The sequence below is a fragment of the Chitinophaga sp. genome (assembly GCF_017745275.1).
GTDB lineage: Bacteria > Bacteroidota > Bacteroidia > Chitinophagales > Chitinophagaceae > Chitinophaga.
Window position 1 is genome coordinate 144,464 of record NZ_JAGHZS010000010.1, and the last position, 13,779, is coordinate 158,242.

Annotated in this window: 11 protein-coding genes; 8 read left to right on the plus strand and 3 right to left on the minus strand. The window is 47.4% G+C overall.

The genetic code is table 11. The annotated features are described in order from the left end of the window. Positions 1-3: 3 nt before the first annotated feature. From J7623_RS27335 to J7623_RS27370, 8 genes are read left to right on the plus strand one after another with little or no spacing between them, the layout of a single operon-like run. Entirely contained in the window at positions 4-1,362 is a 1,359-nt protein-coding gene (locus J7623_RS27335; protein ID WP_291927051.1) for a hypothetical protein, read from the plus strand. Beyond that, a complete protein-coding gene (locus tag J7623_RS27340; protein ID WP_291927054.1) occupies positions 1,359-2,435 on the plus strand; it encodes a glycosyltransferase in 1,077 nt (358 codons plus the stop codon). The genes J7623_RS27335 and J7623_RS27340 overlap by 4 nt, the downstream gene beginning before the upstream one ends. A gap of 9 nt (positions 2,436-2,444) precedes the next feature. Then, positions 2,445-3,575: an XrtY-associated glycosyltransferase XYAG1 gene (locus J7623_RS27345; RefSeq protein WP_291927057.1), complete on the plus strand. Its 1,131-nt coding sequence runs from the start codon at positions 2,445-2,447 to the stop codon at positions 3,573-3,575. After that, the gene (locus tag J7623_RS27350) at positions 3,575-4,480 is read left to right on the plus strand and encodes a glycosyltransferase family 2 protein (RefSeq protein ID WP_291927060.1); all 906 of its coding nucleotides are present in this window, start codon (positions 3,575-3,577) and stop codon (positions 4,478-4,480) included. Before J7623_RS27345 ends, J7623_RS27350 begins: the two co-directional genes overlap by 1 nt. Positions 4,481-4,486: 6 nt before the next feature. Next, positions 4,487-5,068: a WcaF family extracellular polysaccharide biosynthesis acetyltransferase gene (locus J7623_RS27355; RefSeq protein WP_291927063.1), complete on the plus strand. Its 582-nt coding sequence runs from the start codon at positions 4,487-4,489 to the stop codon at positions 5,066-5,068. Further along, entirely contained in the window at positions 5,065-6,498 is a 1,434-nt protein-coding gene (locus J7623_RS27360; protein WP_291927066.1) for a capsule assembly Wzi family protein, read from the plus strand. Before J7623_RS27355 ends, J7623_RS27360 begins: the two co-directional genes overlap by 4 nt. A gap of 18 nt (positions 6,499-6,516) precedes the next feature. Then, positions 6,517-7,740: a WcaI family glycosyltransferase gene (locus J7623_RS27365; protein ID WP_291927069.1), complete on the plus strand. Its 1,224-nt coding sequence runs from the start codon at positions 6,517-6,519 to the stop codon at positions 7,738-7,740. Between the two features lie 29 nt (positions 7,741-7,769). Continuing rightward, entirely contained in the window at positions 7,770-9,155 is a 1,386-nt protein-coding gene (locus J7623_RS27370; protein WP_291927072.1) for an undecaprenyl-phosphate glucose phosphotransferase, read from the plus strand. Positions 9,156-9,240: 85 nt separating this feature from the next. On the opposite strand, the gene J7623_RS27375 is transcribed toward J7623_RS27370, so the two are convergent. From J7623_RS27375 to J7623_RS27385, 3 genes are all read right to left on the minus strand, one after another. Continuing rightward, positions 9,241-12,474 carry a DUF2723 domain-containing protein gene (locus tag J7623_RS27375; protein WP_291927076.1) on the minus strand — a complete coding sequence of 1,078 codons (3,234 nt, stop codon included), beginning with the start codon at positions 12,472-12,474 and terminating at the stop codon, positions 9,241-9,243. Between the two features lie 185 nt (positions 12,475-12,659). After that, positions 12,660-12,953 (minus strand): antibiotic biosynthesis monooxygenase family protein, encoded by a 294-nt coding sequence (locus tag J7623_RS27380; protein ID WP_291927079.1) that lies wholly within the window; start codon positions 12,951-12,953, stop codon positions 12,660-12,662. Then, on the minus strand, positions 12,950-13,777 hold the full coding sequence (locus J7623_RS27385; RefSeq protein ID WP_291927081.1) for an SAM-dependent chlorinase/fluorinase: 828 nt from the start codon (positions 13,775-13,777) through the stop codon (positions 12,950-12,952). The genes J7623_RS27380 and J7623_RS27385 overlap by 4 nt, the downstream gene beginning before the upstream one ends. Positions 13,778-13,779: the final 2 nt, after the last annotated feature.

A 13,779-nucleotide genomic window follows, 5' to 3' on the forward strand; every position in this document is an offset into this window, starting at 1 on the left:
ACTATGCAACAGGAATTTGTATTATCAGCAGGAGAAGGCGATTTCTTTTTTGGCTTTCATGACCTGGTCGCATGGAATGCTGCCGGGGATAAGTTACTGGCGCTGCAATCGCCGGATATTACGTTGCCACCGGATCCCCGTGTGCCCTGCGCTATCGGCTATTTTGACGCTGCGCAGCAGTTTCATGAGCTGGGTAATACGTATGCCTATAATTACCCGCAAGGTGCCCGCCAGCAATGGATAGGTGACACAGATACTTTTATTGTAAACGATCGTGTAGGGGATAAATGGGGCGCCAGGATCTATGATGCCAGTGTAGATAAATGCGTGTCAACGCTTCATCTGCCTGCACATGTGATCACAGACGATGGTATTGCATTCGGAATTGACTATGCAAGGCTCTTCCGCGTAGGTGGATATGGTTATACCGGACTTCCTGATAAACAGGCGCATATCCATGCGCCTGTGGATTCCGGCATTATAAAACATAATGTATATACGGGTGAACAGGCATTACTGCTTTCAATTTCAGCGGTAGCCAATTATAAAATGAATCCTTCGCTGGGACAGCATCATTACATCACCCATTTGCTGCTGAATCCCATGCAAAACAGGCTGGCGTTTTTACACCGTTATAAACTGAAAGACGGAGGTGAAACTACCCGGCTGATGACTGTGGGGACAGATGGCAATGATTTACGCTGCCTGGCCACCGGCTTCCTCAGCCATTTCGACTGGAAAGATGATACGCATATCGCCATCTGGGGTAGAACAGGAAGTAATATTGAAAAGCTACGAGGTTCCCTGTTGTATAAGATGATGCCCGCGGGCCTCATATCGAATGGAAAAAAAGTACTGAAGAAGTTATTGTATACACGTACACAGGGAGCGCAGGCCGTAGCGCCTTTTAACTGGCTGCTGTTGCCGGATGCAGATGGCGCCGCACCTTCCATGCTGGCCAGGGATATTATTACAGAAGATGGACATCCCATGTTTTGCCCGGCCAACCGGGACTGGATGATTTGTGATACTTATCCCAATGAACAGGGTATCCGCACGCTGTTTCTGTTCCAGTACAGCACGCAGCAGAAAACTACGTTGGGTACTTACCGTATGATTGATACCAAACCGAACCTTCAGCTGGTGAACCCTTTGCTGGAGGGAGTAGATGAAGGTGTGTTGAAAGCTTTTTCCCTGGAACAGATGGCCTTCACCCGCAGCGGCCTGCATTGTGATCTTCATCCCCGGTGGAAGCGGGATGGTAGCCTGGTAGCTTTCGACTCCATTCACGATGGCCGCCGGCTAATCTATGGTTACGACGTAAGTAGCATTGTTCACGCAGATAAAAATGTGTTGGTATGATCGCCATTTTGCAACCTTTGGTGCCACATTACAGGGAGCATTTCTTTAACCGTTTGCACGAGCAGGCGCCATTTGATCTGTATTGTTATGATGGAGCTGATGCGCTGAAAAAGCAAAACATGTCTGCCGGCAGTACTGCGGTGAAGCAATTGCCTGCATGGAGCGTAGGGCCGTTTGTGTTATATAACCCGTTGCGCTTTTTCAATCGCAATTATAAGGTACTGGTACTGATGCTCAACTTCGCACATTTATCTACCTGGATGATCCTGTTACTAAAACCTTTGCTGAAGCAAAAAGTAATTCTCTGGGGACACGGTATTTCTGTGAAAAGATATGTACAGGAAGAACAACAGCCCAACCGTTTACTGAAATGGATGATGCAACTGGCGGATGCCACCTGGTTTTATACCGCAAAGGAAATGGAGTTATGGCGGCAGGTAATACCGGACATGAATGCGGTAGCCTTGAATAATACTATTTCGGAAGTAGAAAAAATTATGCTGCAGCCGGCGCCGGATAAGGCATTGCTGAAAGAGAAGTACCAGATCCATGCGCGGCGGGTACTGATTTATTGTGCGCGCTTTAATGAAACAGGAAGGCGTATTGACCTGTTGCTGGACCTGATAGCAGAAACTGATCCTGCTGAATTTGCCTTTATTATTATCGGGGCGGGTAAGTACAAACCTGACTTCAGCTCCTATACGCATGTACACGATTTCGGCGCAGTATACGACCCGGCGGTTAAGCAGGAGCTGTTTGGTCTTGCAGACCTTTATTTTCAGCCAGGCTGGATAGGATTGTCTGCTGTGGAGGCCATGGCCTATGGTAAGCCGGTATGTACTTTTAAGCGCACGGAAGAAGTGCTGCAATGCGTGGAATATAGTTATATCCGTAACCGTTACAACGGGCTGATATTTGAAAATATGGATGAGTGCTTATACCTGCTGGATCATCTTCCTGACGAAGAGATCAGGGAGATGGGGCAGCAGGCCAGGATGTTTGTAAAGGAGCACCTGACTATGACAGCCATGGTGGATAATGCTTTGCATTCACTGCATGAAATGAACCATTAATATCCGATTATGAAGATACTTTTTATTGTTCCTTCTTATAAGCCGGCTTACATATACGGTGGCCCTATTGTGGTGATAGCGCGGTTGGCAGAGCAACTGGTGCAGATGGGACATGGCGTGGAAGTATATACCACTACCGCCAACGGCGGGCAGGAGCTGGATATAGACGCTAATACCACCCTGGTAACGGATGGTGTAAAAGTGACTTATTTTAAACGCATCACCGGCGATCATACACATGTATCGCCTGCGTTGTGGAAAGCGGTATGGAGTAATGCGGAACAGTTTGATAAAGTGCATATCCATTCGTGGTGGAACTTCCTGGTATTGGGTGCTTCTTTTATCTTAAAATGGAAGAAGATGAAGCCGTTGCTGTCGCCGCACGGCATGTTTTGCGACTATGTATTAACCGCCAGGAATAACCGTAGTAAACAGTTGCTTCATACGGTGATAGGCAAACGGTTATTGCGCAACACTTACCTGCATGTGTCTTCCGAATTGGAATGGAAGGAATGCCAGCAGGTGAATAGTGGATGGGAGGGCGGAAAGGTATTTAACCTGGTGGACTTACCTGGCGGCAGTTATACCCGTACGGATAATGATGTTTTTACGATTAGCTTTCTTTCACGTGTTGATCCGAAGAAAGGGCTGGACTTGCTGATACGGGCGCTTTCCCGCGTATCGTTTAAGTACCGCCTGCTGATTGCCGGTTCAGGAGATAACGCTTATGTACAAACGTTAAAGGAATTAATTGCTTCGCTTAATATGGATAATAGCGTCGAATGGGTAGGTTGGAAAGGCAGTGAGGATAAATTTCACTTCCTCGCTGCCACCGACCTTTTTGCGCTGACTTCCCGCAATGAGAATTTCGCTATCGTGGTGATCGAGTCATTGTTTGTAGGAACGCCGGTGCTGATCAGCGACCAGGTAGGGCTGGCCACCTATGTAAAAGAACATGATATGGGCTGGGTAACTGGGATTGAAAGCGTGGATGCTATTGGGGATCAGCTGACGGCCGCTTACAGGGACAAGGCCCGGCGACAGGAGATCAGCCGGAGAGCCCCTGCAAAGATCCGGTCTGATTTTGATGATGTTACCCTGGCATCTTCTTATGTACAACTTTACGAAAAATGTAACTAATGGAACTGGCTGTAGTGATACTCACTTTTAATGAATCAATACATCTGTCGCGCTGCCTGGAAAACCTCCGGCAGGTAACAGATAAGATCTACGTGGTAGACGCTTTTTCTACGGATAATACCGTAGCTATTGCGGAGAGTTTTGGTGCAAAGGTATTCCAGCGCAAGTGGGTCAACTATGCAGATCAGTTTCAGTGGGCATTGGAGCATTGTGGTATCAGCACGCCCTGGGTAATGAGAATGGATGCGGATGAATACCTGGAGGAGGGCCTGGTGAAAGAAATAAATACCCGCATGCAGGCCATACCAGCGTCAATAACAGGGATCTATATACGTAGGAAGGTATTGTTCAAAGGTAAATGGATACGTTATGGCGGATTTTATCCGCACACGTTGCTGAGGATATGGCGTAATGGCCTGGGTAGCATAGAGCAGCGCTGGATGGATGAGCATATCGTATTGTCGGAAGGTACTACCATGATGTTTAAAGAGCATATTGTGGATGACAATCTAAACTCCATTCATTGGTGGGTGAACAAGCATAACAACTATGCGATCAGGGAAATGGTGGATTTACTGAATATACGATACGGTTTCTGGGAAACCGATCAGCGGTTACTGAAAGCAGAAGGTTCGCAGGCAAAGCGTAAGCGCTTCCTGAAAGAGAAAGTATACGCGGCATTGTCGCCAGGCGCCCGTGCATCTATGTACTTCCTGTTCCGCTATGTGCTGCGTTACGGTTTCCTGGATGGATATAAGGGCTTTTTGTTCCACTTTATGCAGGGGTACTGGTATCGTTTACTCGTGGACGTTAATGTACAGGAATTTCAACAGAAGTTACAGGGCAATGAAAGCAGGGAAGATATTATGGCATTGTTGAAGCAGGACTATAACATTCATATCTGATATTTTATGAAAACCAATCTCGCAGCTTTTAATACCGGTGGCTATTATGCCGGTCCCAGGTGGAAAGTGCTGGCCTGGTACTTTTGTAATTACTATATTCTTTACAGCGCATTTCCCTGGCCGTTTGCGCTGAAGCGTGCATTGCTGCGGCTCTTCGGCGCCCGTATAGGCAAAGGGTTGGTTATTAAAACAAGGGTGCGGATCAAATATCCGTGGCGGTTAACCATCGGTGATCACTGCTGGTTGGGAGAAGATGTGTGGATAGATAACCTGGCAGATGTAACTATAGAGGATCATGTATGTATTTCGCAGGGCGCCCTGTTGCTGACAGGTAACCATGATTACAAGCAGCCTGATTTTCCTTACCGGCTGGGAGAAATACATATAGCATCAGGTGTCTGGATAGGCGCTATGGCAGTGGTTTGTGCCGGTGTTACCTGTGGGTCGCATGCAGTACTCACCGTCAACGCGGTAGCATCAAAAGACCTGATGCCCTGGTGGATTTATTCCGGTAATCCTGCAGTGGCCGTGCGTAAGCGGGAAATAGCAGGAGCGCCGGTGAAAGTTTTAAACGCAGCGGCTATATGAAAAAAAATTGCTGGATGATATTCTTTGGGTGTGTTTGTGCTACCGCATCAGCACAGTCCCGGTTTACAGATTCACTGGAACTGCATGCAGGTGTTGTGGGTACAGTAGCAAGTAAGGAGTATCAGCCGTTATGGCTGCTGTCCAATAAGTTTGGCGCTATCAGCGACCGTAAAGGAGATGCCGCTGTGCATGTGGGCTTCAGCAACCGGCAGGTATGGCAAAATAAATTTTATGTGAAGTATGGACTGGATGTATACACCAACAACCATTTTGGTAACCTTTTTATAGAGCAGGGCTATGTAAAAGCCGGTTATAAGAACTGGGAAATCAGGGGCGGGCGATATGAAGAGATCATCGGGGAAGTAGATAGAGATTTGAGTAGCGGCTCCATGGGAATTAGTGGCAATGCACTGCCTATACCCAAAATCGGGATAGCAGTAACCACCTATACCAAGGTACCATTTACGAATGGCTGGCTGCAGTTCAAAGGGTTGCTGAGCCATGGCTGGATGGGGAAAGATCAGTTTATTAAAGATGCCTGGCTGCATGAAAAGAATTTTTATCTCCGGATAGGAAAAAATAAACTGAAATTATTTGGCGGTATACAGCATTACGCAGTCTGGGGTGGCAGCCGTAAAGACTTACCCGCCATCACCAGCAACTGGCAGGGATTCATGGACGTACTGCTGGTGAAAACGAAAGATGATGGAACGGTAGGGAATACGGATATACAACCCAACCGGCCAGGCGATCACCGTGGCATTATTGAAGGTGGTATTGACTGGGAAAATGAACAGCTGGCACTACACCTGTATAACCAAACTCCTTTTGAATCGGGGCAGGGTATCGATATCCGGAATATTGACCGGTTGATTGGCGTTGCCTATACTAATAAAAAGACGGGCCGCTGGCTGGAGAAGATCACAGCAGAGTTTATCTACACCAAACAGTCGAATGATTTCTTTTTACTGCGCCTGCGTGAAAGCTATTATAACAACGGCGTATACCTGACCGGATGGGACTATCACGAACGCATTATAGGTACGCCTTTATTCATTGACCGTAACCGTGGACAGCAGTACTTCCCCGGTATGAAACCGATGGACTGGAATGCGCCTAAAGACTCGCTCCGCGGGCGTGGTGGAAACATTATCAATAACCGGATAACAGGCGTGCACATCGGGTTAATTTATCATCTCACAAAAAAAATAACGGGCAAAACACTGGTTACCTATACACAGAACTACGGTACTTATACTAACCCGGCGCTTTTTACGCCAATGAAGAAGCAATTGTATACGCTGGAAGAGTTGCGCTATGGCCTGCCGGAAAAAGGTATGGCAATTACTGCCGCTGTAGCGGTAGATCAGGGCGATCTTACAAAGAATATAGGATTTATGTTGGGGGTACTGTGGACCTGGAAGAAATAAAATTTAAATACAACGTATATGGGTAAGCGAATATTACTGATAGGCGGCAATTTTTCACCGGAGCCAACAGGCATTGGAAAATATAACGGTGAAATGATCCACTGGCTGGCAGATAACGGGTACGACTGTACGGTAATTACTACCTATCCTTATTACCCGCAATGGGCAGTACAACCGCCTTATGACCGTGCAAAGAACTGGTTTAAAAAAGAGGTGAAAGAAAATGTGACCGTTTACAGGTGCCCGCAGTATGTGCCGGCTACGCCATCCGGTAAGAAGCGGATGTTGCAGGATGCCTCTTTCGCAGTTGCTGCTTTCTTAAAAGTAATGCAACTGGTATGGCATAAGAAATTTGACGTAGTAATCACTGTGGCACCGCCATTTCACCTGGGATTACTGGCGGTGTTATATAAACAATTGCGGGGCGCCACATTTGTATACCATGTACAGGACCTGCAGATCGAGGCTGCGCGCGACTTACAAATGATTAAGTCCAAACGGCTGATCAACTGGCTGCTGAAACTGGAGATGGCTATTTTGCGCCGGGCAGATCATGTAAGCAGTATCGCTGATGGCATGATCCGGAAAATAAGTAATAAAACAGGGAGAGAAGTATTTCTTTTTCCCAACTGGGTAGATGTTACGCAATTTCATCCGCTAACGGATAAAGGTGCGTTGAAAGAAGCTTTTGGATTTGCAGCCACCGATAAAATTGTGTTGTATTCCGGTGCGATCGGGGAAAAGCAGGGACTGGAAACATTACTGCATGCCGCGGCCGCCTGGCAGCACCATCCGGAGATCCGTTTCCTGATCTGTGGTTCGGGGCCTTACAAAGTACGGCTGGAACAGTTGGCAGCACAACTTCAATTAAAAAATACAACGTTCCTGCCGTTACAACCCGCGGAGGAGTTCAATAATTTCCTGAATATGGCCGATGTGCACCTGGTGATACAAAAGGCGCATGCCAGCGACCTGGTAATGCCTTCCAAACTTACCACCATACTGGCGGTAGGAGGAGTGGCGCTGATTACCGCCAATAGCGGCACCGGTTTGCATGAACTGGTGAGTCAATACAATATGGGTATCCTGGTAGATGCAGAAAACCAGGATGCGTTGCAAGCCGGCATAGGCAGGGCCGTGTGGGATAATACCGCAGAAATTGCCAATAACGCGCGTGCCTATGCTGCCGCCCACCTATCTGTTTCGGGTGTTATGACACGATTTAAAGAGCAGGTAGCGTAACCCTTTTTTTTTCAACCATATCTATTTTTATGCTGAACCGGTATCTTAAAATTTGCAGTGTCCAGTTGATTGCACTGGATTTTATTTGTTTGAATCTATTGTTTTTTCTTTGCAGCTCATGGTTGGAGCGCTATGACCGCATGCAGGATATTGACGTGGATGTTTTCCTGGTGGTATCCAATCTTTCCTGGATGGTAGCCCTGTATACAACCGGTATTTATTTTCTCAGTCAGCAGTTGTCCTTCGACCGCATTGCGCGCAAAACTGTACAGAGTATCCTGTTATACCTGTTGTTGTTGTTATTGTTTTTATTTCTTTCCAAACAATTATACTCGCGTTTATTTATTCTCATTTACTGCACCGGGTTTATAGCTATGGTATTGTTGGGTCGCTGGATCTTTTACCGGGTAACCAGTCATATCCTGCACCGGGCGGGGGTAGAAAAGAAAGTGGTGATACTGGGGTATAATGAGTTGTCGAAGGAGCTGGCAAATAAACTACTGGAAGATAACAGTAACCTGAAATTTGAGGGCTATTTTGAAGAATCTGCCAACGTGCATGAGTTATCGTATTATCCCGTGATCGGCAACCTGGAGGCTTGCGTACCTTATGCGCAATCCAATAACATCCGCGAAATATACTCTACATTGTCGCCGGAGAAATTCCCTTATCTCTATACATTGGCGCGGGAAGCGGAAATGAACCTGATCCATTTCCGGTTTGTACCGGATTTCAAGTTGTTCGTTAACAGGCAGATCTTTGTAGACTATTTCAATAATATTCCTATCATTTCCCTGCGTGCAGAACCGCTGGATGATATCGCCAACAGGATCCGCAAACGGGTATTTGATATTGTATTCAGCAGCCTGGTGATACTGTTTATATTAACCTGGCTGATACCTTTGCTGGCATTGCTGATTAAGCTGGAGTCCAAAGGCCCTGTATTTTTTATACAATACCGCACTGGTCGTAATAACCTGAATTTTCCCTGCCTGAAATTGCGGAGTATGTATGTAAATAACGACGCCAATTCCAAACAGGCTACGCGTCATGACAGCCGTTTTACACGGGTAGGGCGTATTCTTCGTAAAACCAACCTGGATGAGATGCCACAGTTCCTCAACGTCTGGATGGGAGATATGTCGATTGTAGGGCCCCGGCCTCATATGCTGCGGCACACAGAAGAATTTTCGCGGGTAATACAGCAGTACATGATCCGTCATTTCCTGAAGCCCGGTATCACAGGATGGGCGCAGGTAAGCGGGTTACGTGGTGAAATTACGGAAGAGTCACATCTGCGCAAAAGAATTGAACATGATATCTGGTACATGGAAAACTGGTCGGTGTACCTGGACCTGCGCATTATATTTTTAACGATCAGGAATACCATTAAAGGAGATGACAATGCCTTCTGATAGTTGACAAATGCCTCATGGGGGGAGTAAAATAAAAAGCGGCTGCATAACAATGCAGCCGCTTTTTATTTTCAGGGGTGATCCATTATTTGGAAGTATCGCTTGCAGCAGGTACTGCATTGGAATCTTCGGTATTCATCTGGATTACGCCTTCTTTATTTCTTTTGGCGCCATTAACGCCGTAGTCTGCTTTCATCTGGTGTAACCAGGCAACGAACTGCTGTGCATTCTGGCCATCGCGTTGTAAGTCGTTGGTCATTTTGCTGGCCGGCAGTTGTGCGTAGTAGCGCAGTTGTTGTTCGCAGTCCCTGATCACTTTATCCGCCAGTTCGTCCGCTCTTTTCGCATCGCCTGCGATGTAGTAAGCGTAGATGGTTTGGATAGAAGTGTAGTTGTGCATGTTACCCGGAGTGGTCATGGCATAAGGGAAGTTGGTTTCCAGGATGCCTTTATCCATGTAACGTAACACGTTCAGGGCGCTGTCTTTCGACAAACCTTCCTGTGTCATGGCTACAGACAGTTTCGTGAATGCCTGGCGGAGGTACATGATCATTTTCCTGTTAGGCTCATCGAAGTAGGTACCGCGGGTTTGAGCGCCACCGAATTCAAATTTGTGCATCAGGTTATCATACATCACGCCTACGTTGGCATTGATATCCATACCCAGCGGATCTGGTGTGGTTTGCTTAGGCAATGGCACCAGGTGGTAGGTCAGACCATCCGTTTGCATGTATTCATTCAGGCCAAGATCAGTAGGGCTGGTAAAGTAGATAGGTCTCTTCCAGTTGTTGGCTGCAATGATATCATAAACGGCGAGGTCATTTTTCAGCAGGTAGTTCTTGGTGATTTTGAAAGGCATGGAAGGTAAAATCTTCGCACTGTCTTTCGCCGCTACCACGCCATTGGCGAGAATTGCCTGTTTGTCTACCGGGATGTACAGCTGACGGGTAGGGAGGAAGTTCTCCGCACCGCCATCCTGTGTAGTCACTTTACTGTTAGGATCATCGCTTCCCATGAAGTTCATGATTTCTACCAGGTTGAAGGACTTGTTGGCAGGGATGTTACCCGGATCAAAGAAGCGGATATAGTTGCGGGTTTCGCCCTGGTATTTATCGGCAGACCAGGTCATTGGAATAGCAGGGCTTTCGTTTACGGCTCTGCGCATCTGATCAATGTACCAGTCCACACCGAGGAGGCTCAGGTTGATGACGCGGATATCCGGACGGATATGTTCTACTTCCTGCGCGTACCACAGCGGATAAGTATCGTTATCCCCTACGGTAAACAGGATGGCGTTTTTCTGGCAGGACTCGAGGTAATCTTTAGCCACGTCTCTTGCTACGTATTTGGTAGAGCGGTCGTGGTCGTCCCATTCCTGGAAGGCCATCAGTACCGGTACTGCGAGCAGGCAGATGGCGGTAGCCAGTGCCGGCGTCATAGCGCTCTTCACTTTCTTCGCCAGGAAGCGGTATACCGACAGTACTCCTAAACCTATCCAGATAGCAAACGCGTAGAAGGAGCCTACATAAGCGTAGTCACGTTCACGTGGCTGGTTACCGGGTTGGTTCAGGTACATCACAATGGCAAAGCCTGTGAAGAAGAACAGAAGGGATACGATGAGGGTATCTTTTCTATGATTATTATATTGGAAGAAGAAGCCCAGCAGTCCGAGGATGAATGGCAGGAAGAACAGGGTGTTGTGTGCCTTGTTGTCTTTCAGACTGTCTGGCATCATACTCTGGTCGCCATAGATCAGGTTATCGATGAATGGAATACCGGAGATCCAGTTACCATCGCGTACGTTACCATAACCCTGGGTATCGTTTTGTTTACCTACGAAGTTCCACATGAAGTAGCGGAAGTACATAAAGTTTACCTGGTATTGCAGGAAGAACTTGATGTTATCGCCAAATCCTGGTTTTTCGCCCTGCTGTAATCCCAGCCAGGACTTATAGAAATCGGCATGACCCTGATCGTTGCTTGCATCCCATACACGTGGGAACAGCATCATATCTTCCGGAGCATATACCGGGTCCATTTTTTTACCGGATACCACATATTTTTTATCGCCACGGGCGTAGATGTTACCGCCTTCCTTGTATTCAGTAGGACGGGCAGTGAACACCTGGCCATAAATCAGCGGGAAGTCGCCATATTGCTCACGGCCGAGGTAACCTACCAGTGAAATCGGGTTATCTACATTGTACATATCTACAGAAGGATTAGCTGTAGAACGCACCATGGTAGTGATATAAGTAGAGTAGCCCAACAGCATGAACAACACGAACATGATGGTGAGACGGCTGAAATGGGTGGCTTTTGCGAAATCTGTTTTGATACCTACTACTTTCATGAGGTAAGGGATCGCTACAAAGAACGCTGCCAGTATAAATTTGAAGAAGATAACCCCACCGCTGGCATCATTAAAGGCAGGTACCAGGATAACGGTTGCAATCACGATGAAAGGAGCATACAGGCCAAATTTCGGTTTCCTGTAGCCAATCACCAGGATGGCTATGATCAGCACGAAATAGAAGATAAATCCGGAGAAGTATCCCATTCCGAGGCTATTTACGAAGAATACGTCCATGTAACCGGAAGCTTTCACGGTATCCTGGATCAGGTATTTTTGAACGAGGCCGGTGATACCACAACCTACTATGAAAGCCCAGAAGGTGCCCCAACCGGTTGGTTTGAAGCGTCTGAAGTAGTACACCATTACCATTGCCGGGATGGTGAGGAGGTTGAGGAGATGGACACCGATAGAGAGACCCAGCAGGTAGCCGATCAATACAATCCAGCGGTCAGCATAGGGTTCGTCGGCTTCATGTTCCCATTTCAGGATCGCCCAGAAAACGATGGCGGTAAAGAAAGAGGACATACCATATACTTCACCTTCCACAGCGGAGAACCAGAATGAATCGGAAAAAGTGTAGGCCAGTGCACCAACGATACCAGCGCCCATGATAGCGATCATTTTCTCGCGGGAAATTTCTTCCCCGGCTTTCACCATGAGGCGGCGTGCGAAGTGGGTGATTGTCCAGAACAGGAACAGGATAGTGAAACCGCTGGCCAGGGCTGTCATGGTATTTACGCCCAATGCAGCCTGGGATGGTTTCAGGAACATACTAAACAATCTTCCAAGCAACACGAACAATGGCGCTCCTGGCGGATGCGGGATCTGTACTTTATAAGCACTTGAAATAAACTCGCCGCAGTCCCACAAGCTGCCTGTAGCTTCCATCGTTTTAATGTAAACAAAGCAGGCAATGATGCAAATGACCCAGCCGACCATGTTGTTGGTCCTTTTAAAATTCATAAGGTTGTTTTAAGGTCCGACAAAAATATAAAAAACAGCAAATTATGCTAATCTGGTGAACAGTTTTAACTTTTTGTAAATATCTTTTTAGCTGTTAGCCTTTTGGCTACCAGCTTTTATGCGCCCGTTTTGTGTTGGCGGGGACATTAAAAAGGTATTAAACTTTCCTGATAGATAAGGAATTGCTACAGGCTAACTGCGGTTTGGACGGTCCAGGCAGCGGGTTTCCCGTTGAAAAGGACTTTGGTGGCGGCCCAGGTTTCGCGGAACAGGTCGGATGCCCGGTAGTTTTCGAGTGCGGCCTCAGATTCCCATTGGCTGAAAGTAAACCAGGTGTTGCCGGAAGCGGGATGTTCCCATAGTTCGAGGTGCAAACATCCGGGGAAGTGGCGGATGAGCAGCTGTTGTTGTGTGAAGAGGGCCCGGAAGGTATTTACTTTTTCCGGGTCAAATTCCATTTTAACGATACGGTTAATCATTGAAAAATTATTCTTACAGTTTGGTAGTATGACAGTTGCTGGAACCCGGTAGGGTGGGTGAGCTGGTCTCTCCGGAAGCCCTGGAGGCCAAATAGTCCGGCAGCATTTCCTTTATTGATCGCTATTTCCAGGTAACCGGCGGCATTGAACAGGGCCAGTTTGGTACCTTCGGCTACGTCGGCGTAGGTTTCGCTGATCTGGCTGATCACCTCATCGCGGCGGAAGAAGATCCGGAAGCGACGGTTTTTGCGTTGCATGTCGAACTGCTGGCGGGTAATATTCACCACTACGTTCTCGAAGCTGTCGATATGAATGATTTGTCCTTCTATGAAGTCGTCGCCCACCAGCGGCTGCAGGTTGTTTTTTACATGGATCTGCTGGGTGAGCGGGCCCAGTTCTCCCAGGGCCCTGCCCCGGCTCAGTTCTCTGGCCACAGTGGCCAGAAGTTGAATAATCGTAAAAGTATTTTTCGGAGCATCCGGTGGCAACGGTATTTTAATCACCTTCTCCGGCATGCCACCGGCAATCATCGTCAGCAGGCCATTATCCGCACAGCCTATGTATTGCCCGTTATGTTCCGCTACCAGCACATGATCCGGGCGTTTATCGAATAAGTTGATTAATACAAAATGGAAAGTGCCTAACGGAAAGTAGGCGAAAGCGCTTTTGCAGATGTAGGTGGCCTGTGGTAAGTTGAAAGGACTGATATGATGGGTGATGTCCGTAACATGACATTCCGGGCAGTATTGCCAGAGCTGCCCCTTAATGGCACCTACCAGGTAATCCTGCATCCCTATGTCTGATGTTAATGTTATAATGGACATGC